Source organism: Clostridium sp. AF34-10BH, from assembly GCF_003478095.1.
Taxonomy (GTDB): Bacteria; Bacillota; Clostridia; order Lachnospirales; family Lachnospiraceae; genus Acetatifactor; species Acetatifactor acetigignens.
In genome coordinates, this window is record NZ_QUEC01000001.1 from 342414 (window position 1) to 365421 (window position 23008).

12 protein-coding genes are annotated in these 23008 nt (G+C 47.3%); 10 read left to right on the forward strand and 2 right to left on the reverse strand.

What is annotated here, in order from left to right:
* Position 1: 1 nt before the first annotated feature.
* From DWZ61_RS01625 to DWZ61_RS01650, 6 genes are all read left to right on the forward strand, one after another.
* Positions 2–2293: a prepilin-type N-terminal cleavage/methylation domain-containing protein gene (locus DWZ61_RS01625; RefSeq protein WP_118537207.1), complete on the forward strand. Its 2292-nt coding sequence runs from the start codon at positions 2–4 to the stop codon at positions 2291–2293.
* Positions 2290–7458, forward strand: coding sequence for a DUF5057 domain-containing protein (locus tag DWZ61_RS01630; RefSeq protein WP_118537208.1), 5169 nt, complete (start codon positions 2290–2292; stop codon positions 7456–7458). Before DWZ61_RS01625 ends, DWZ61_RS01630 begins: the two co-directional genes overlap by 4 nt.
* Positions 7459–7718: 260 nt before the next feature.
* Entirely contained in the window at positions 7719–8612 is an 894-nt protein-coding gene (locus DWZ61_RS01635) for an Rpn family recombination-promoting nuclease/putative transposase (RefSeq protein WP_118537209.1), read from the forward strand.
* A 119-nt stretch (positions 8613–8731) separates the two neighbouring features.
* Positions 8732–9871: a PLP-dependent aspartate aminotransferase family protein gene (locus DWZ61_RS01640; protein ID WP_118537210.1), complete on the forward strand. Its 1140-nt coding sequence runs from the start codon at positions 8732–8734 to the stop codon at positions 9869–9871.
* Between the two features lie 192 nt (positions 9872–10063).
* Positions 10064–11263 carry a MalY/PatB family protein gene (locus DWZ61_RS01645; protein WP_118537211.1) on the forward strand — a complete coding sequence of 400 codons (1200 nt, stop codon included), beginning with the start codon at positions 10064–10066 and terminating at the stop codon, positions 11261–11263.
* A 233-nt stretch (positions 11264–11496) separates the two neighbouring features.
* Positions 11497–11736, forward strand: coding sequence for a hypothetical protein (locus DWZ61_RS01650; RefSeq protein WP_022313368.1), 240 nt, complete (start codon positions 11497–11499; stop codon positions 11734–11736).
* Positions 11737–11978: 242 nt separating this feature from the next.
* Here the strand turns inward: DWZ61_RS01650 and DWZ61_RS01655 are convergent, their stop codons facing one another.
* Positions 11979–12584 (reverse strand): ATPase, encoded by a 606-nt coding sequence (locus DWZ61_RS01655; RefSeq protein ID WP_118537212.1) that lies wholly within the window; start codon positions 12582–12584, stop codon positions 11979–11981.
* 590 nt (positions 12585–13174) lie between these two features.
* On the reverse strand, positions 13175–17431 hold the full coding sequence (locus DWZ61_RS01660; RefSeq protein ID WP_118537213.1) for a 2-hydroxyacyl-CoA dehydratase: 4257 nt from the start codon (positions 17429–17431) through the stop codon (positions 13175–13177).
* Positions 17432–17695: 264 nt separating this feature from the next.
* Here DWZ61_RS01660 and DWZ61_RS01665 point away from each other — a divergent pair, with 264 nt between their 5' ends.
* The 4 genes from DWZ61_RS01665 (at position 17696) to DWZ61_RS01680 (ending at position 22958) form a co-directional block, all read left to right on the forward strand.
* On the forward strand, positions 17696–18556 hold the full coding sequence (locus tag DWZ61_RS01665; RefSeq protein ID WP_117568658.1) for a hypothetical protein: 861 nt from the start codon (positions 17696–17698) through the stop codon (positions 18554–18556).
* Between the two features lie 140 nt (positions 18557–18696).
* Positions 18697–19449 carry a hypothetical protein gene (locus DWZ61_RS01670; RefSeq protein WP_117464941.1) on the forward strand — a complete coding sequence of 251 codons (753 nt, stop codon included), beginning with the start codon at positions 18697–18699 and terminating at the stop codon, positions 19447–19449.
* Complete coding sequence (locus tag DWZ61_RS01675; RefSeq protein ID WP_022313373.1) at positions 19430–19855, forward strand: hypothetical protein; 426 nt, start codon at positions 19430–19432, stop codon at positions 19853–19855. Before DWZ61_RS01670 ends, DWZ61_RS01675 begins: the two co-directional genes overlap by 20 nt.
* 184 nt (positions 19856–20039) lie before the next feature.
* Entirely contained in the window at positions 20040–22958 is a 2919-nt protein-coding gene (locus DWZ61_RS01680; RefSeq protein WP_118537214.1) for an insulinase family protein, read from the forward strand.
* Positions 22959–23008 lie beyond the last annotated feature (50 nt).

The window sequence follows — 23008 nt, forward strand, 5'->3', positions numbered from 1 at the left end:
CATGGGGATTGGTAAGAAAGGATTTACTCTGGTAGAGATCATCGTATCTCTTGCAATCATGACCATAGTAGCAGGTGCGGTGGGAGCATTCGTGATCGCCGGCAACAATTCTTATATGCGGGGAAACAAGGAACTGACTCTGCAGGAAGAAGCCCAGCTGACTGCCAACCAGATGATCGATCTGATCATAGATGTGGAGAAGGGCATCAGCTTTTCTAATCTGACGGATCAGAAAGCTGTGGATATGGACGGTAATGTGGCAAAAGACGTTAACGGCTTGGACGTAACGAATGCCAGTGTCAGTGAACTGCGTCTGATCAATAACGACAACAGCTATATGATCCGTTGGCAGGGTGGTGTCGGAGCGGATTATGCCGATGCCAATCAGGTGTATCTTTATGAGGTGACAAATAGCAAGGATGCCGAGGGCAAACTTGTGGTAGGAGATTTTGACGTGGCTAAGCCCGCACTGATGGCAGAGCATGTCAGCAGCTTCAGCGTGGACCTCAGTGAACTGGATAAGCGGAAAGTTGTTCTGAACATGACCTTTACCTATCAGGACAAGTCCTATGAAATTTCCGAGACCATCAAGCTGAGAAATGATCTGAGCTCCGAGCCGTCCCGCATCTATTCCTGGATCAGCGGCATCCGTATCATTCCCGAGCACGAAGATCTGAAACAGGGACAGGCTTTCGTCTTCGATTACGAGATCACCGGAGACGAGGAAGCCATTGCTCAGGGTGTGACCTGGGCCGTAAGTTATCAGGATGGCAGCGCATGTAAGAGCACCATCAGTGGTAACGGTAAACTGAGTGTGGCAGCGGATGAGACCATAGCAGAGAATATTCTGACAGTAACCTGTACCGCCGTAGCGGATCCTACCATAGCGGCAACGGCTACCGTAACGGTACAAAAGCATATGGTGGATTCTCTGGATATAGAACCGAAAGATGCTTCGGTGATTCAGGGGGACAGCCTGCAGTACTCTTATACTATGGAAGGAACAGAAGAGGCTAAAAATGCCGGGGTGACCTGGAGCGTGGCAAGAGTGGACGCAACTGGACTTAAGGCAGGAACCACGATAAATGGGAGCGGTCTTTTGACGGCTGACAGATATGAGCCGACCGGAACACTTGTGCTACAGGTAACCTGTACTTCCGTGGCGGATCCCGGAATGTCTGCATCCACAAAGGTATCGGTATTACCCTATACCAACATTGACGGAAAATATGATGCAACACTGATTGCCAGGAATCTGACCACATATGATTTTACCGAAGGAAGTACGGAAAAGATCGGTTATAAGGCATTGATTGAATGTCTGCCGTCCTGGGCGGATTACAGAAATGGTTATCCACAGATTGAGTGGAGTGTGGTAGGTGATTATGCCAATAATTACAAAATAACCGGTTTGACAGATTCTGATGGTCGACAGTTCCAGGCAGAACTGGAATGTGGAAATATGACGGATACGGTAGTACGTGTACGTGCGGTGATAGCTTTATCAGCAGATATTAAGATTACCAGAGAAATCGATATTACAATCCCTCCCCTGAAGACGGTTGTAAACGCGAAGGAACCGTATATTTACTCCAGTCAGTTTGTATTAAACCGTAATGGAAAAATTAATTGCGAGATTCGAAATTATAAAGGGGAAGTAAATTGGAGATTTGCAGATATTCCCAGTGAGCTGAATAATGATTTCAAGGTATGGAACGGAATACAAAAATCATATCAGGTCGGTTTTGAAGTCTATGACGGAGCATATGATGATGTTCATCAGGAAGGCTATCTGACAACAGAAAATACGGGAGAATCTACAGAGGTAAGAGCACTTAGCTATATTTCCTGGGATACCGAATATCGTCTGAAGCTTCAGGCATGGAGTCCGGATGATTCCACATTAGTGGCCGAAACGGTAATACTGGTGCCGGTAGTGGATATCTTATTTGCCAATGATCAGCATGTGATTACGGTGCTGAGACCTACCTGGACGAATCGTTATGATCTGCATGCGTATGGTTTTGAGTCTGGAAGAGAGAAAGGACATAGAGCAGCAAAACTGGCAGGATATTTCCAGGGAGAACTGCCGTTGGATTCCAACACAAAATTTGCAGAAATTGATAATATGCATCTTCCTTTTTCGCAGGTACAGTTTGATATTGGCGCACATGAAGAAAATGATTATTTAATTATGACCATTTATGATGAACGATATCCGGATCATAAGAGAAATCTTTTACTGGAAGTAGAGAAGAATCCGGAGTGGTGGGAATGGAAGGATAATAAATGACCATGAATTGGAAACGCAATTCAAAAAAGTATATAGCAGGAATCCTCACCATAGCTTTGGCCGTCGGAGCCGGTCAGAGCTATGGCTCTATGGAGGTCAATGCGCAGGAAAGAACCCTTCCGGGTATTGAAAAACTGGTACAGGATACGGTAGCTTCTTCTGATGGTACTTTCCATATTCTGGAGATCGTTCCGTCGAAGGAAAATGCCACGATCGGCTATCTGGCAGGCGGCGAGGAGCCGGTATCTGAGGGCAGAAAGCTTTCCGAGATGCCGTCAGCCACAGAGCGCCAGACAGCTATGGACAGTCTGGATGCTGCAAAGTTTCCGACGACAGGTCCGGTTACTTTTTCTGCCTACAGCGAAAGCACCGGAGCTTCCAGAACCGAGGACGTAAGAGGACACTTTGTATTCCGACAGGACGGATCCGGCAGATACAATTACCAACAGATCGATGCGGTCTATCGTGAGATTGCCAATGGGGAGACGGTAGCAGCAGGAGAACGTTATAACCGATACAGTGCATTGGAGGCCGCCGGAGACAGTAACCGGGATGCCAAAAGCGTGACTCCGGTATTTTCCCATAGATCTACCGGAGGAAGCAACGGACTGGAGACTACGATTATCAATGGTTCAGACAGCGCCAGGGGATATGCGCAGGGCTTATATGCAATTTCGGAGACGGATCTGGCCGCTATTGATAAAACGAGTTTTCAGGCAAAAGATTATGTGGACAGGACAATCTATCAGAAGATAGGTATGGGTGAGACTGCCGTTTATACCTATCTCGGACAGATTGTATACGGTACCGATGCGGCACTGCCGGATGGATTAAAGACTACGTCCAGGGGGGTATCCGGAAATGATGCAGGTACTGCTGTGCAGGCACGCACGACATCCGGAGGAGATGCGATAGCAGCCTATTCTGCCGGAGATATTACCCAGAATCTCTACATCCTGGATCATGCACAGCCGGATAGCGCACAGCTTTTGGCAAAATGGGATGATGTTTCGAAGGCATATACATTTGAGACCATAGCCAGTGCCTATCTTGTGGATTTCACAGCAAATGATAACGGCGACTATTATGTATCTGCAATGACAGTAAGTGACAAAAACGGTGATTACCGTCTGATCGATACCTATCGTAAGGATGAGGCCGGCAGCTACACTATGGTGACACCGGGTTCCCTTCAGGTTACTTACAAGGGGGAAGCGGGCTTTGACACCGCCAACAGCTATGATTTTGTAGGGGATGACAGAGAGGATGCTACGGAGACTATTGCCTATAACGGCGGTTTCTACAACAAAGAATGGTTCAAGAAAAATGTCCTGAATCTGTCCGGTACCAGTCGTTATGAGAGTGGTACAGCCACCGGAGACGATATCGATACACTGAAGATCGAAGTGACAACACTTACCCTGCAGGAACTGGCTGATCTGGCAGATGCTTCCATTACAGCGGAGGATTCTTATTGTGGAATTGATCTGGCAGATGTGGATCTGTTCTATTTTTCCGGTCAGGGAAGTTACGGGGCAGAGCCGTCCAATATGGTCTCTGCGGCAACCGTGATCGCAAAGCTGGCATTTGGCGTGGACGACAGCGGGATCAGAACCGCTGCAGCCAGAGTGCCGGTGATCATGGATTATAATTTTTATGCCAAGAACAGCACCCAGAGCAATGAAGTGTTGACGAAACTGGCATTGACTCTGCTGCAGGTGTCGGATGACAATGTGGCAAACGCAATCGCAAGTCAGGGAGATTCCTATTGGGAAAATGTAAGTGTCGATACGCTGAAAAGCGCGGCAGAGGGAAATATCAGATCCTATGCGTCTGCAATGCAGGCGGCAAATGCGGATACCCTGACGTTGGATACCTTGAAGGAATACCTGAACGAAAATGTATACCTGAACAACGACAGTTCCAAAGCTTATGCGGCAGAGGATTATCTGACGGATCTGAAGTCAGATAAGACAAGAGCATGGATCTACACGGATGTCCTGAAAGAGATCCGCTACGAGAATTTTCTGATCACACAGGAAAATGCCACGGCGGTCACTTTGAATGAAGAGATCAGCAAAGCTTCAATCACCAGATATATTATGAACTGGTATCTGCACAGAAGCCAGGTAAAGGACAGCCTTGCGGTATTGGATCTGGAGCCCTGTTATGATTTCGGAACCGGAGCTTTATCTGCAGATTCCGTGAAAGGATTTCTGGGGCAGAGCAGTTACGGAGGAAGGATTTCCATTACCCAGATGGCTTCCGCAGAGTTCATTGGCAAGATAGAGGATCTCAACGATCGATATGATATGATCTATGTGGGTGCCCGCACCGGAACCATGAATGTGAAAAACAATCAGACCGTTTACAATGACAGTTCCATGAATGGGCTGATCTATACGCATATCGGGGATCTGTATGATTATAAGGATGAATCGGATGATAACAAGAACCGTCTGAAGGATGATTCCCTGAGTCACACTTCCAATCAGTATCGGGGACCCGGAAACGATATGAACTCCACCAGAGAAAAGGAGTTCGAGCAGTATATTTCCGCCGGGTATCCGGTAGTATTTGCGGATGCACTTCTGACGGGAATTGACGGTAAGGTGAGTGCCAATACGGCAACAGTGGACGAAAGTTCCTATTTTTACCAGTTGATACAGTTTGCCTTGTCCACGGATGAAAGCGGCAATTACAAATACTGGCAGGAGAATGTATTTGCGGAGAGTCAGCTGACGACTGCAGCCCGGGAGACAACGGAGCAGAAGGCGGCCAGAGAAGAGAGACAGAGAAGCTTTGGCAACCATCTGAATCTGTCCAAACTGCAGATCGAATGGGTGAAAAATCTTGGGGAAGATTATATTCCTACAGAGCTGCATTACAACGGGGACGGTATCAACGATGCGTTCCTGAAGATGACGGACGGTAAGTTCTATCTGCAGTATATTTTTGCTCTGTCCAATGATGCGGCTGCCTCCCAGGTGAGCACGACGTATGATTGCAAGCTGTATATTGATAAGAACTCCGACGGTCGCTTTTCCGGTTCCGATGTAATCGGGCAGACACTTTCTTCCACGGAGGAGCTTTCCGGACTGAATCTGTATGTCAGATCCGGGCAGGAATGGAAGGAAGTGGCGAAGAATGACAGTGGCCATTACGAGCTGCGCACCGGATATACCTATAAGGTAGTCAGAGTGCTGCCGGATGATTATCAGGGAGTATTGCCCTGGAAGATGATCTTCTATGATAATTCTGATGCACTGGTGAGAACCGCAGTGTCCGGTTATACGGCAGTGGACAGAGGTTCCAGAGTGGATATTCAGGTATTGCAGCTGATGTCCGACAGAAAAGCATCTAATGACAAGACACTGTGGAATCTGGAAAGTGACAGTGATGTAAAGTCACTGTTAAGCGGTATCCGGGAATTTAATGTATCTATTGATTCCGTGAAGACTTCAACTTTTATCAACGGATTGATTTCAGACGATCAGTTGAAAAAGCTTAAGACCGATGAACAGAAGTCGGAAGCCTATTACAATGCGGCATACACCACTTTCCAGCAGTACGATATGCTGATCCTTGGATTTGGAGACAATTATCAGTTCGGAGGCAAGGATCAGAGCCTGAAAAATATGGCAGTATCTGAAGCAATCCGCGATTATATTGAGGATGGCAAGAGTGTCCTGTTTACCCATGACAGCAGTTCGTATATCAACAGTACGGCCGGTAGCGGTAAAAGCTGGTACTGGGGCTACGAGTTCAACAAGACCATGCGTGCGGCGGTAGGACTGGACCGCTATGGTGCACTGAGGGAATATTATGATGACCAGAGGAACAATTACAGGTTATCCGATGCCCAGAGAAAGCGTTATGATGCTTATTACAATATTCTGGACACGCAGTACAATTACGATACGGCATGGAAGCCGGGAACGGACCGGAGCAGTGATCAGACGGTCGGAAATATCGAGGGCACGACCAAATATACGACAGTCCGGTATGTGCAGAATCGGATCAATGCGATCCTGCGGAAGGGAACGTCTTATACGAGTTTCTATTTTCCGATTTGCAATTCTCTGTTTTATCAGGGTATGGATAAGACGACGAACTCTCAGGGGCAGATCACGGTGCTGGGAGATTACAAGGAATTCGGAGACGGTGCCGGTCCTGATATGATCGTTACGCAGGTAAATCAGGGACAGATCACTAATTATCCTTATCAGATCACTACAGAAGAACAGCAGACTCTGACAGTGGCGGCAACACATTATCAGTGGCTGCAGCCGAACATGGAGCTGGATAAGGATGGAGACGGCAAAAATGATATTGTGGTATGGTATTGTCTGTCTGACCTGTCCGACAATGCCAAGACCAGAAAGACACAGACTGAGAGGAACAACGGACGGGGCAATGACAATGGTGTGAACCTGTATAATGTCAGCCCCAAAGATGTGGTAAATAACTATTATATTTACAGCATGGGCAATGTCACGTATTCCGGTGCGGGACATACGGAGCCTACAGGAATGGCGGAGAAGAAGCTGTTTGTGAACACCATGGTAGCAGCTTACAATGCCGGAACCAAGGCACCTTCCGTATTTTTTCGGGATGACAACGGCAACACCATTGACTCCGTATATATGATGTATGATACTGCCAACAAGATGATCCTGGATCGCAGCAATAAGATTCAGGTGGATTTCAAGGCTACCGATTACAACATCCTGTCTTCGGCAACGGAGATCCGGGTAGAGTTCTTCAAGGAGTCCACGGATGCGGATGCTATGGAGATCGCATACGGCAAGGGCACACTGAAGGTGAAGCCTCTGACCGGACTTACAGTGACAAATTCTGCCAAAGCGGAAGTGGGAGCACATGTGATTGCCGGCGGAGACAATCACTTTACGGAAGGTGGAAAGGACTATTATGTCACAGGTACGTCGTATTATTCTGTGACCAGTGACGGTGTATACACGCTGGCATTCCCTGCATCGGAGATGGGCCTGTTCTCCGGCAGCGGCAAGATGACGCTTAACGATCAGGATGCCGCCACCATCTACATCCGGGCGACAACCGTTTACGACAACGGAGCCAAGCGGACCGAAGGTGCTGTTAAGAGCCTGACCGTCAGCGCGGCGGAACTGTTTGACCTGGATTAAAGAATTTGCGCTCAAAACAGAAAAGACAAATTGCACAAAGAGCAGGGCTGTGGAAAATAACCAATTTCCGCAGCCTTGTTTTTGTGAGAGTTTTTGGGCGGGATTTTCTTGCAGAATCAATATATGTATGCTATAGTAATCACATCTTAAGAAAGTCTATATAGGCAATATTCTGAAAAAGTTTTAATGCGTAGATGCAGTCGATGGCGGATCGCCGCGAATTCATGGATTGACAGAACAATCGGACAGGGAGGAAACTATTGGAAACAAACGATATTGTGACGAAAAATTTTGAAAGCTATGCGGATGTGGCGGTGGACATAATTAATGTTCTGTTACATGAAGGGAGAAGAAGGGTTAAAGATTATGAAATGTTGTCGGCGGCTACTGAGAGTCTTTACTTGGATAAAGAAAATGGATTGCGAAATCAATTGGAAGATGTAGCAAAGTACCATGTAGTAAATGGGGTGCCTAAGGTATTGTATTTATTTGCCAATCAGACAAAGGTGGATAAGGGCATGGTATTGCGCAAGGCCGGGTATGCAGGTGGAGAATACCGCAGACAATATGAAAAACAAAATCCGAGCCTATATCCTGTGATAGAAATTGTGTTATACTGGGGAAAGAGCAGGTGGAAAGGGGTATGCAGTTTGCAACGGTTATTCGATGAAGAAGGGGCGACTGCAGATATTATATGGAAGTATGTAGATGATGTACAACTTCATGTTTGGGAAATGCGTCATTTACCCAGAGAAATACGAGAGCTTTTTCAAAGTGATATGAGAATCATCGTGGATTATCTTGCAGAGGGAGATGGCTATCGGTCGGACCGGAAAGTGATTCATAAAGAAGCAACAGTTAAGATGCTACGGGTATTATCCGGAGATACAAATGTTGATGATACCGGAGATGCATTAAAAGAAATGGGAATCAAAGAGGAGGATGAGATCAGGGTGTGTGAATTATTTGATCAGTATACAAGAAAAGGGATTGCACAGGGAATTTCGCAGGGGATTTCTCAGGGAGTTGCGCAAGGAATTATTATAATGTGCAAGGATTTTAATACCAGTTATGAAGAAACTTTACAAAAGGTGAGACTGAAACTGAATATCTCAGAGCAGGAAGCTGAGAAAGAAATGAAACTTTATTGGTAAATATGGAATAGAAACTTGACTTTTTCTATGTACTATGATAAATATATACTATACCTACTGGAACAGTAGGAAATATAAAGGGAATAATATAGTATACATAGACATAGGAGGAGAAAAAGATGGCATTTGCAGCAGAGACCATATGTGTCCAGGGAAGTAATGAGAGAAAGGATCCGTTCGGCGCCATCAGCATGCCCATTTATCAGAATGCGGCGTATGCGCATCCGGGACTGGGGAAGAGTACGGGATATGATTATTCCCGCTGCAGCAACCCCACCAGAGACGAAGTGCAGAAGACGGTTGCTCTGTTGGAACAGGGAACAGAGGCACTGGCATTTTCTACGGGAATGGCGGCAATCACTGCAATGATGGAAATCTTTTCTCCCGGAGATCATCTGATCGCTACTGATGATCTGTATGGCGGAACATTAAGACTGTGGAACATGATCAGTCACAAGAATGGTATTTCCGTGGATTGTGTAGATACTTCCAACGTGGATACGGTGAAGGCAGCGTTGCGCCCGGAGACAAAAGCTATCTATCTGGAGACACCGTCCAATCCGATGATGAAAGTAGCGGATATTCAGGCAATTGCAGATCTTGCGCATGAGAATGGATGCCTGTTGATCGTGGATAACACATTTCTGTCTCCTTATTTCCAGAAGCCGTTGACATTAGGAGCTGATATCGTGGTACACAGTGGAACCAAATATCTGGAAGGACATAATGATACTTTGTCCGGTTTTCTGGTGGTGAAGGATAATGCTCTGTATGACCAGCTCTATAATATCTACAAGACTACAGGAGCCTGTCTGTCTGCGATTGACAGCTGGTTGTTACTCCGCGGTATCAAGACACTGGCAGTCCGCATGGAACAGCACCAGAAGAATGCTCTGGCCATCGCACACTGGCTGGAACAGAGACCGGAAGTGGAAGAAGTCTATTATATCGGACTGGATTCCAGACCGGATAAGGAGCTGATTGACAGACAGTGCAGCGGATACGGCGGAATGATTTCTTTCCGATTGAATTCTGCGGAGAAAGCTGTTAAAATTTTGGAGAGCGTAAAGCTGATCCGTTTTGCAGAAAGCCTGGGAGGCGTGGAAAGTCTTCTGACCTATCCCATGAAGCAGACCCATGCAGATGTACCCGTAGAGGTCAGAGAGGCCCTTGGAGTGGACGAGAAGCTTCTGAGAATGTCCGTTGGTATTGAGAATATCGATGACCTGCTGGCAGACCTGGTGCAGGCTTTTGCCTGAGGGGGGTGATTGGTATACATAGTAATTTAGCCAGTTCCGCGGAAAGTTTCACGGAAGTCCCACAACAGACGCAACGAGTCAGGACGTGCAGAAGGTCCTGGTAGAATAGGTACGATTGACAGAAAAATTTAACCTGCAACTTGGGGCCACAGGCAGAAAGCTCGCAGGTTGTCGAAAGGTAAGAGGATTCGTATGGCTACATACAACTTTGATAAAATTATAAATCGTAAGGGAACGAACTGCCTGAAGTACGACTATGCCGTGGAGAGAGGCAAGCCTGCGGATGTGCTGCCACTGTGGGTCGCAGACATGGACTTTACAGTATCGGAGGAGATTACGAAAAGCCTTCACGCGGCGGTAGATCATGGAATCTACGGATACACCCAGCCTAAGGATGCTTATTATAATGCCATAACCAATTGGATGGAAAAAAACCATAATTGGAAGACGAAGAGAGAGTGGATCATGAAGACCCCCGGTGTGGTATTTGCACTGGGTGCAGCGGTAAAAGCTTTCACAAAGCCGGGAGATGCGGTCTTGATCCAAAATCCGGTGTATTATCCCTTTACCAATATCATTAGGGACAATGACCGTAGGGTGATTGATAATACATTGGTATACGAAAAAAGGGTAACTGAAGGAAAGTCGCAGTACAGCATAGATTATGAAGACTTCGAGCGCAAGATCGTGCAGGAACATATAAAACTGTTTATTCTGTGCAACCCTCATAACCCGGTGGGCAGAGTATGGACCAGAGAGGAACTGCAGCAGCTGGGAGAGATCTGCCTGCGCCATCATGTGATCGTAGTCAGTGATGAAATTCACAATGATTTTGTATATCCCGGATTTGAGCATACGGTGTTTGCCAATGTGGATCCCCGTTTTGCGGAGTTCACCGTGACCTGCACCGCACCCAGTAAGACCTTCAATCTGGCAGGCTTACAGATTTCCAATATTTTTATCTCAAATGAGACATTGCGGGAAGCATTCCAGAAGGAAATCGACAAGACCGGATACGATGAGCCGAATGCGTTGGGAGCGGTAGCCTGCGAGGCTGCATATCGTGGCGGACAGGAGTGGCTGGATCAGTTGAGAGCTTATTTGCTTGAGAATCTGAATTTCCTGCGAGCATATCTGCAGGAGAAAATTCCACAGATTCATCTGGTAGAGCCGGAAGGTACTTATCTGGTATGGCTGGATTGCAGTGAACTTGGGATTTCCGGCAAGGAACTGGATCAGTTTATCGTAGAGAAAGCGGGACTCTGGCTGGATGGCGGAGCAATGTTCGGACCCAGTGGAGCAGACTTCCAGCGAGTGAATATTGCCTGCCCAAGAGCAACTCTAGAGCTTGCACTGGACAAGCTGAAGGCGGCAGTAGACAACCTGGGCTAGGTCCGACAGATTTGATGTGAGCAAAGAAAAATATCTGTGGACGCTTGTTCCGATAGGACAAAAATTATAGCGGTATAATATTAACAGACATATGGTATATTTTTACAATGTTGTCCATATACTGTAACATATCAGGCCATTCATGACTGATCACGGCAGCTTATGCTACGCTTGTGATCCCTGATGAATGGCCTTTTCGATAGTATTGCCATAAGGAAAGGAGCACACAGTATATGCCAAGAGGACAGAGAAAATCCCTGGAGGAAAAGATCCAGGCAAAACAGGAGTTGATCAATGCGCTGAATATCCGCATTGAATCCGAGGAACGGGAACTGGAAGAATTATATGAGCAGAAGAGGCGCAAAGAACTGGAGGCAGTAAGTGACCTGATCGAGGATGCCGGCCTGGCACCGGAGGAAGTCACCGAAGTCTTGCAACAATACATTGAGAACCGCAGCGCAAATGCATCGTGAGATTGCAGGTGAAAGAGAGCTTGCTCACCTTAAAGAACCGGAGCTGTACCGCCCAAAAGTTAGAAACAGAATCAATCTAATGACTGGAGGCCGATACACGCCCGGTCTTTTTTTGTGCCCGTTTGGTTATCGCCAATCATGCAAGCATGTTGGCTCTCTTGCGCTCATTATATCGTGAGCACAGCTCACTCAATGCATTTCGCAAAATCACACTTGCAAGCAAGTGATTTTGCTTCATCATATCATAAAAAGTACTGCGTGATAATCTGCTGTACCTGTTCTGAACGAATGGGAACCTTGCCGGTCTCGTAAGTGGTGATCAGCTGCATGGACGGAAAGATTCCGTTGTAGCAGTAAGACTTGAGTTTGTTGCAGGCAGCATCACAATAATTGTTCTTGTCCATCATCCCGAAGTGTTCCCAGTAGAAGAACTGCTGCGTGGTGGGATGCAGGATCGTGAAATCAGGATAGACTGTCAACTCATTTAAGGCCAGAGCTGCCTCGTAACGATATGGAATATGATTTGTGTACAGAAGATTGGCGATGATAACCTCGGATTTGGAACGGACTTTATGTCCCGCCAGTGTAGTATGAATTAGATTTTCCGGGTGAGAACTGTTTGTTTCATAGCTTTCCGCACACCATTTCTGCATCGATACCGGAAGCTTGTCCTTCGCAAAATGACTTTGCAGCAATTCATAATATGGTGAAGATTCCTCTAGAAGGTCAGAGGAGGATAATTTCCTGGAGCGGCTTTGTGAGGATGAAATTTTCTTATAGGAACTTAGCAGAGAAAATTCTTCTTCGGCTTCCAGTAGCAGAAGAGAGTAGTATTTTTTCAAGGCCATAATCTCTGCAAGAGAACGATTTGATTTAGGACAATATACAGATTGTTCCTCTTTTCTGATAATCCAGCGTTGGTAAGATCCATTTTTTTGAATGGATAATTCTCCTTCTGGAAAGGCGGAAATTTTGCGGCGTAGGTAGTCACATTGTGTCTGTAATTTATTAAGGCGAGTGTCTAAATTCTGAATCATAAAAAACTCCTTTCAAAATGGTTTGGTGTAAATAGGATAAAATACCAGAAAAAAATACAAAAAAGTCTAATTTTCAAGTGGAAAAAGGGATGATTGTATCAAAATAAAGAAAAAGGGTAAAATAGATACAAAAAAAGAAAAAATATGAGAAATTTTGTACTAAAATAGCCGGAAAACAGCTTTTAGCGAAAATGGAGATAAATGAACATTGTGGGACATGCAGATAAGCAATAGAGCGGGCACTTTTGAAGGCACAAGCATATCTGAGTGTATTATAACATGACAGGGGAGATTTTGAGAAGATGTTTGTTTGGGAAAAGAGATCTGAATACAAAACACCCACGGCATGGAATTCCAATGGAATCCCTTGCCGCGGGCAGTGGTTTCAGACTATAAATGTTTTATTCCGCGCTTCCTTCGCCCTTCCTCAGATTCTTCTGGGCGGTGGAGAGCATGAGTTTGATTCGGTTGAGCTGGTTGACTTCGCTGGCACCGGGATCGTAGTCGATGGCTACGATGTTGGAGGAAGGATATGCCTTCCGCAGAGCCTTGATAACGCCCTTACCTACCACGTGGTTCGGCAGGCAGCCGAAAGGCTGGGTACATACGATGTTCGGTACGCCTTCCTTGATCAGTTCCACCATCTCACCGGTCAGGAACCATCCCTCACCGGTCTGGTTGCCGATGGATACGATCGGTTCCGCATAGGAGACGATCTTGTAAATGTTGGTAGGCGGATCAAAATGCTTACTTTCTTCAAAAGCCTTCACGGCAGAGCCACGGAGGATATGTTCGATGGCCCAGATACCCAGCGCAGAAATCTTTGCAGTCTTTTTGCTGGTGCCTAAGTGTTCTGCTTTGTAGATCTGGTTGTAGAAGCAGTACAGCATGAAGTCGATCAGGTCGGGTACTACAGCCTCCGCACCTTCGCTCTCCAGCAGCTCTACCAGATGATTGTTGCCTGCAGGAGAGAATTTCACCAGAATCTCACCGACCACGCCGACACGGGGCTTCTTGATATCCAGTACCGGAACCGCATCGAAATCCCGGATAATCTCGGTACACATCCTGCGGAACTTCGGAATGCTGATATGCTTCGCGGAGACAAATTTCTGTACCTTCGCAAGCCATTCTTTGTGCAGAGCATCCACGGAACCCGGAGTTGCTTCATAAGGACGCATCCGATATACACAACGCATGAAGATGTCACCAAATTCCGCACCCACAGCGGCACGTAACAGCAGATCCGCATTCAGATGGAAGCCGGGATTGCTCTCGATACCTGCCAGGTTCAGGGAGATAACGGGAATCTGCCCCATGTCTGCTTTCTTCAAGGCACGACGGATGAAGCCGATATAGTTCGTCGCACGGCATCCGCCACCGGTCTGGCTCATGATGATGGCTGTCTTGTTCAGGTCATATTTACCGGACAGCAGAGCTTCCATGATCTGACCTACTACCAGCAGGGAAGGATAGCAGGCATCATTGTTAACATATTTCAGACCAACATCCACAGAGTGCTTGTTATCGTTGTCCAATACCACGAAATTGTAACCGCAGGCATTGAACGCAGGCTGCAAGATCTCAAAGTGGATCGGGGACATCTGCGGACAGATGATGGTATAGTCCTTACGCATCTCTTCGGTAAACGGTACCTTCTCGATAGCGGAAGAACGGATGTTGCGGTGCTTGCCCATCTTTTCACGGACACGGATTGCAGACAACAGGGAACGGATACGGATGCGGGCCGCACCCAGGTTGTTGACTTCATCGATCTTCAGGCAGGTGTAGATCTTGTCGGAGCCGGAGAGGATATCGTTCACCTGATCGGTGGTAACGGCATCCAGACCGCAGCCGAAGGAATTCAACTGGATCAGATCCAGATTCTCCACCGTCTTTACATAGCTTGCGGCAGCGTAAAGTCTGGAATGGTACATCCACTGGTCGGATACAATCAAAGGACGTTCCGGTTTTGCCAGATGGGAGATGGAATCCTCTGTCAGTACGGCCATATCGTAGGAGGTGATCAGCTCGGGAATACCGTGGTTGATCTCCGGGTCTACATGATAGGGACGGCCTGCCAGCACGATACCGCGCTTGCCGGTCTTGCGTAAGTATTCCAGAGTCTCTTCGCCCTTTTTCTCCATATCGTGACGGGCATTTGCCAGTTCCTTCCAACCCTTTTCGCAGGCTGCGGCGATCTCTGCGGCGGGAATCTCGGTGAATTCCTTCGTCAGTGCATCCGTCACGGTACCAAGATCTCTAAAGGACATGAACGGATTGCGGAAAGTGATCTCACCGCCGGCGATTTCCTCTACGTTATTCTTGATATTCTCAGAATAAGAAGTAACGATAGGGCAGTTGTAATGGTTGTTGGCATCCTCGAACTCGTTGCGCTCATAGAATAGCGCAGGGTAGAAGATGAACTTGATTCCCTGACGAATCAGCCAGGTCACATGGCCGTGAGCCAGTTTCGCCGGATAACACTCGGATTCACTGGGGATGGATTCAATGCCAAGCTCGTAGATCTTACGGTTGGAGCTGGGAGAGAGCACAACGCGGTAGCCCAGTTCGGTGAAGAAGGTGAACCAGAACGGATAGTCCTCGTACATATTCAGCACTCTGGGGATACCAACTACACCTCTGGGAGCCTTGTCAGCGTCCAGAGATTCATAAGAGAACAGTCTATGTAATTTGTATTCGTATAAATTCGGTACATTGTGGGCATTCTTCTGACCACCGATACCACGTTCACAGCGGTTGCCGGAGATGAACTGACGGCCGCCGGAGAATTTGTTGATGGTCAGACGACAGTTGTTGGTACAACCCTTACATTTCGCCATGCTGGTCTCGAACTGGAGATCGCAGATCTTCTGATAATCCAGCATTGTGGTCACATAACCGTCTTCGTAATGTTCTCTGGCGATCAGAGCCGCACCGAAAGCACCCATGATACCGGCGATGTCGGGACGGATCGCCTGGCAGTTTGCAATTTTCTCAAAGCTGCGCAGAACAGCGTCATTGTAGAAAGTACCGCCCTGTACCACAATATTTTTACCAAGCTCTGAAGCATCGGAGACTTTGATTACCTTAAATAAAGCATTCTTGATAACGGAGTAAGCAAGTCCTGCGGAGATATCTGCTACGGAAGCGCCTTCCTTCTGCGCCTGTTTTACTTTGGAGTTCATGAATACGGTACAACGGGTACCCAGATCGATAGGATGCTCTGCAAACAGGGCAGCCTGAGCGAAATCCTGCACGGTATAGTTCAGGGATTTGGCAAAGGTCTCAATAAAGGAGCCACAGCCGGAGGAACATGCTTCGTTCAGCTGTACGCTGTCTACGGTCTGGTTTTTAATCTTGATGCACTTCATATCCTGACCGCCGATGTCTAAGATACAGTCTACGCTGGGGTCAAAGAAAGCAGCGGCATAGTAATGGGCCACGGTCTCTACCTCGCCGTCATCCAGCAGAAAAGCAGCTTTCATCAACGCTTCGCCGTAACCAGTGGAACAGGAGCGTACGATCTCCACGCCTTCGGGCAGGAGAGAGTAGATCTCCTTCAGGGAACGGATCGCTGTCTTCAAGGGGCTTCCGTCGTTACTGGAATAGAAAGAGTACAGCAGGGATCCATCTTCACCTACCAGAGCGATCTTCGTGGTGGTGGAACCGGCATCGATACCCAGGAAAGCCTTGCCCTGATAGGACTGTAAGTCTCCAGTGGTCACGTGATGCTTGCTGTGACGCTCCACGAATTCCTGATAAGCAGCCTTGTCCGCAAACAGAGGCTCCATACGTTCTACTTCGAACTCCATCTTGATGTCGGAGGACAGCTTTTTCACCATGTCAGACAGACTGATGCAGACTTCCTCCTTCGCATTTAGTGCGGAACCGATGGCTGCGAACAGATGGGAGTTGTCCACGTCAATGATGTGCTCGTCATCCAGATTTAAGGTACGGATAAAGGCAGCTTTCAGTTCAGACAGGAAATGTAAAGGCCCGCCCAGGAAAGCTACGTGACCTCGGATCGGCTTACCACAGGCCAGACCGGAAATTGTCTGGTTCACCACTGCCTGGAAAATAGAAGCAGACAGGTCTTCCTTGGTAGCACCTTCGTTGATCAGAGGCTGGATATCGGTTTTGGCAAATACACCACAGCGGGCAGCAATGGTGTAGAGGGATTTATAATTTTTCGCATATTCGTTTAAGCCCGAAGCGTCCGTCTGAATCAGACTGGCCATCTGGTCGATGAAGGAACCGGTACCGCCGGCGCAGATGCCGTTCATACGCTGCTCCACGTTACCGCCTTCGAAATAGATGATCTTCGCATCCTCACCGCCTAATTCAATGGCTACATCGGTCTTGGGTGCCAGCTCCTGCAGGGAAGTAGCCACGGCTACGACCTCCTGAGTAAAGGGAACGCCGAGGTGGTTGGCCAGTGTCAGACCGCCGGAACCGGTGATCATGGGGTGCAGCTGCAATTCTCCCAGCTGGTCATAAGCTTTCTTAAGGAGCTCAGACAGAGTTTCCCGGATATTGGCGAAGTGACGCTCATAATCGGAAAATAAAATATTGTGTTCTTCGTCCAAAATAGCAATCTTGACAGTGGTGGAACCGATATCTATGCCGAGAGTTGCGTATTTTTCCTGTGAATTCATGTGATACATCCTTCCTGAAATAAAAATAAATCTACTTATTTAATGCATTTTTTTCATCAACAAAACATTCTAATTATACGACAAAAAACACCACAATGCAACGAATAATGGGGGAGTTTAGTTGTTAAAGTTTTGTAAAATGTAACTTAAATTTTTCGGGAAAACTCTGAAAAAAGAGAACGTGCAGTTTACTTATTCTCTTCCGGATGTTACAATCTCGATAGAGAAAAATCAAAATATAACTATTTATGGAGACATTGTTTTATGAGCAAATTCGAAAAAAAGTTTGGAAAATATGCGATCCATAACCTGACCATGGTATTGATCATGTGTTATGTGGCGGGATATGTGATCGAACTGATGGGAAAAGCAGCCGGCAATAATCTGCTGGGATTTCTGACACTGGACCCTTACCGGATCCTGCACGGACAAGTCTGGAGACTGGTGACCTGGGTGATCGTTCCTCCGGAAAGTCTGGATATCTTCACAATCATTATGCTGTTTTTCTATTATAGTCTGGGTACGGCGCTGGAGCGTACCTGGGGAACTTATCGCTATAATGTGTATATCTTTTCCGGCATGCTGTTTACGATTATCGGAAGCTTCCTGTGCATGGGTGTGGCATATCTGATCACCGGCGGCATGAGTACGGAAGCGGCTTCCCTGGTATTTTACAGCGGTTCTTATGCGTTCAGCACGTATTATATCAACCTGTCGATCTTCCTTGCCTTTGCTGCTACGTATCCGGATATGCAGGTGTTGCTGATGTTCGTGATACCGGTGAAAGTAAAATGGATGGGAATCCTGGATGCGGTACTGATGATCTATACCGTGATCGCAGGAAACTTATTTACTAAATTCGCGGTAGTGGCATCTTTGCTGAACTTTGTGTTATACTTTTACAGACTGCATCGCAGCCGTATCTCGCCGAAACAGATGCACCGCAAGGCGCAGTTCGAACGAAAATCCAATGCTGGACGGGCGAAAGTCACAAGACACAAATGTGCCGTCTGCGGACGGACAGAAGAGGACGATCCGAATCTGGAGTTCCGTTTCTGCTCCAAATGTAACGGCAACTACGAATATTGCCAGTATCATTTGTTTACCCATGAGCACATAAAATAGTCCGGATTGCGAATGTCTGTACACTTTCGGGAGTGCGAAGCACGGAGAAAGTGTATTATTGCAAGAGGCATATGGCATGACTGCTTGCAGGCAATGCGCGAAGCGCGGAGAAAGTGATGTTATTATAAAGGAGACCCTATATGAACAAAGAAGTATTATTTGCCCAGACCTTAGAGCAGGTCCGCAAGACCGCCAAGGAGCAGGGCAACTGCATCAGCGAAGAACAGGTAAGGGAAGCATTCGCCGAGCTGGATCTGAGCAATGAACAGCTGCAGATGGTATTTGACTATCTGTTAAAACATAAAATCGGTATTGGACAGCCTATGGATCCCGATGAATTCCTGACGGAGGAAGAAAAGGATTACTTACAGGAATATCTGGATGAAGTAGCAGCATTACCGACCTACAGTGACGGTGAAAAACTGGCATTTTCCATCGCAGCCATGGCGGGAGAGACGGATGCGCAGCAGCGCCTGATCGAATTGCATCTGGCGGATGTGGCAGAGATCGCAAAACTCTATGCCGGACAGGGTGTCCTGCTGGAAGATCTGGTGGGAGAAGGCAATCTGGCGCTTTCCTTCGGTGTGACCATGCTGGGCAGTCTGGAGAAGCCGGACGAAGTCGAGGGAATGCTCGGCAAAATGATCATGGATGCCATGGAAGAATACATTGCCGAACATGCAGAAAATTCCAAGATCGACAAGCGAGTGGAAGATAAGGTCAACAAGGTAGCGGATAAGGCCAGAGAACTGGCGGAAGAACTGCACCGCAAGGTGACCACGGAGGAACTGATGGAAGAGACCGGTATGTCCCGCAAGATGATCGAGGATGCCATAAGAATGAGCGGTTTCAAGATTGAGGATATCGACAACAATGCAAAAGACAGTTTATGAGAATTATAAATACAGCCTGCAGGATACGGCAAAGGTCTACATAGGCGCAAAATATACCTTTGCAGAGCTGCTGGATCAGGACGAGGTGGCGTTTAAATTCCGCCTGATCGTGGAACGCTATATTTTAGCGGAAAAAGAGGTGGATCCCCAGGATACGCTGGAGACTCATCTGTATTATCTGAAGCCGGACAGTTTTCTTGTGAAGATCTACGACCGGATCAAGGCTCGGGTGAAGATCAATATCATCGAGGAGAAAAAAAGGATTTTCGGCAGAGGCAAAAAGCGTTATGTCACGAAGGAATTGAACATCCGGGAATTAGTTGCCATGACACCGGAGGAGAAAGAGGCGAAGGGTGTCGTGATTCAGGAAATCTCCATGAGCAAGCTGGCACTGGCCGCGTTTTGACAGATTAAGCTCACCCATAGAAAGCATGAGCGACTGCTTGCAGGCGGCGAAGGCTTTCTATGAGGGGAGCAAACGAACATGAGCAAGAAGGACGATAGTCCGGATTGCGAATGGTCGTTACGATTTCGAGAGTGCGTAGCACGGAGAAATCGATTAAGATAGAATAAAAGAGGACACATCAGAAATGAGAGTAGAAGATTTATCCACATATGAGATTATAGAGAAACGGCAGATCCCGGACATTAACAGCGTGACCTATCTGTGCCGCCACAAGAAGACCGGAGCAAGGGTGGCACTTGTATCCAATGATGACGAGAACAAGGTATTCTATATCGGTTTCCGCACCACACCCAAGGATTCCACCGGTGTAGCCCATATTCTGGAACATTCCGTATTATGCGGATCGAAGGAATTCCCGGTGAAGGATCCTTTTGTGGAACTGGTAAAGGGGTCTCTGAACACTTTCTTAAATGCCATGACCTATCCGGACAAGACTGTATACCCCGTGGCCAGCTGCAATGACAAAGATTTCCAGAACCTGATGCATGTCTATCTGGATGCGGTTTTTTACCCGAATATTTACAAAAACGAATCTATTTTCCGACAGGAAGGCTGGCATTATGAGCTGGAAGGTGACAACGAGGAGCTGAAAGTCAACGGTGTGGTCTATAACGAGATGAAGGGTGCTTTTTCCTCTCCGGATGATGTGCTGGAGCGGGAGATCATGAATTCCCTGTATCCTCACACCACCTACGGCTGCGAATCCGGAGGTGATCCGGAAGCGATCCCCGAGCTGACCTACGAAGAATTCCTGAATTTCCACCGGAAATTCTATCATCCCTCCAACAGCTATATCTATCTCTATGGCAATATGGATATGGCGGAGAAACTGACCTTTATCGATGAGCATTATCTGTCTGCCTACGATGCCCTTGAGGTGGATTCCGAAGTGACGGAAGAGGCGGCATTTACCACACCGAATCGTATTGTCAGGGAATGTCCCATCGGCGAGGGAGAGGACGAGGAGGAGAATACCTACCTGTCCCAGAACTTCTGCGTGGGCAATAGTCTGGATCCGAAGCTTTACATTGCGTTCCAGATCCTGGACTATGCCCTGTGTTCCGCTCCAGGAGCACCCTTAAAACAGGCCCTGGTGGACTGTGGTGTGGGTAAGGATGTCTACAGCATCTATGAGAATGGTATCCGCCAGCCCTATTTCAGTGTGGTGGCGAAGGACACTTCCGTAGAGAAAGAACAGGAATTTTTACAGGTAACGGAAGAAGTGCTGAAAAAGCTGGTAAAGGACGGCTTCGACGAAAAGGCATTGCTTGCCGGCATCAATTATTATGAATTCAAATACAGAGAGGCGGATTTCGGTTCCTACCCCAAGGGACTTATGTACGGTTTACAGGTGCTGGACAGCTGGCTGTACGATGACAGACTGCCGTTCATTCACATTGAGGCCAACGAGACTTTCGCTGAACTTCGAGGGAAAGTGAAGACCGGATATTTTGAGGGTCTGGTACAGAAATATCTGCTGGACAATACCCATCGCAGCGTGGTGATCTTGCAGCCGAAGCTGGGACTTCTGGAAGAGCAGGAGCAGAAACAGCGGGAAAAGATGGCACAGGTGAAAGCTGCCATGAGTCCGGAAGAGATCGAGAACGTGAAGGAGACCTTCCAGAAGCTGACCGAATTCCAGGAGAGCGAAGACGCAAAGGAAGATCTGGAGAAAATCCCTCTGTTAAAACGGGAAGATATGAAGAAAGAGGCAAATCTGCCGGTGAACGAAGTGCGGAGCATTGGAGATACCACACTTTTGTATCATGATCTGTTTACAAACGGCATCGGCTATTTACGTCTGATCTTCAAATTGGATCAGATCCCCGGTAAATATTTCCCGTATATCGGCATTTTGAAGGGCTGCCTGGGACTGTTAAATACGGAGCATTATGCTTATGGAGATCTGTTTAACGAGATGAATCTGGTCACCGGCGGCATGGCTGCGGTAAATAATGTCTATGGCAAGCTGCAGGATACGGATCAGTTTATACTGACTCTGGAACTGAAGACGAAGGTATTTTATGACCGCCTTGCGGAAGCAATCGATCTGATGCGTGAGATCGTAATGACCAGTGATTTTACGGATGCCAAGAGACTGTATGAGATTCTGGCGGAGGGCAAGTCCCGGATGCAGGCACAGATGACCTCCGGAGGACACAGTGTGGCGGCCGGAAGAGCCTTATCCTACGGCAGTATTCCCGGAGCTGTGAGCGAAGAGATTTCCGGTATCCCGTTCTATCGTCTGATCACGGATCTGGAAGCTCATTTTGACGAGAAAAAAGAAGAATTGGTGGAAATCTTACAGACCTTAGTGAAAATGATCTTCCGTCCGGAAAACCTCATGGTGGATTTCGTAGGTGAGGAAAAAGCCGTGGCTCTTTTAGATGCTCCGGTGGAGGCTTTCAAAGCAGCACTTTATATGGAAAACGTGGAAAAAGAACATTACATTCCGGAAACCTCCCGGAAAAACGAAGGTTTCTTAACCTCCGGTCAGGTCAATTACGTATGCCGTGCCGGTAATTTCCGCAAGAGTGGACTGCAATATACGGGAGCATTAAGAGTACTCAAAGTCATGATGGGGTATGAATATCTGTGGGTTAATGTCCGTGTCAAGGGTGGTGCCTACGGCTGCATGTGCAGCTTCGGCAGATCCGGTGACAGCTACTTTGTCTCCTACAGAGATCCGAATCTGGGCAAGACCATTGAAACTTACGAGAAAGCTTCAGATGCCATTGCAGAGTTCACAGCAGATGAACGTACCATGACCCAGTATATCATCGGTGCGGTCAGTGATCTGGACGTACCCATGAATCCGGCGGCAAAGGGACTGTATTCCCTGAGTGCCTATATGACAGGACTGGATAATGCCACTTTACAGAGAGAACGCGACGAACTACTGGCGGCTACCGAAGAGGATATCCGTGCATTGTCCGCACATATCCGTGCATTTATGCAGGAGGATCTGCTCTGTGTCGTAGGCACGGCTTCTAAGATAAAGGAGGAACAGGAGAGATTCCTGAAGGTGGAAAATCTTTTTTAAAACGGCAAAAGGAAAGCTGCGATTTTGCAAAAGTGGTTCTGAATCGTAAA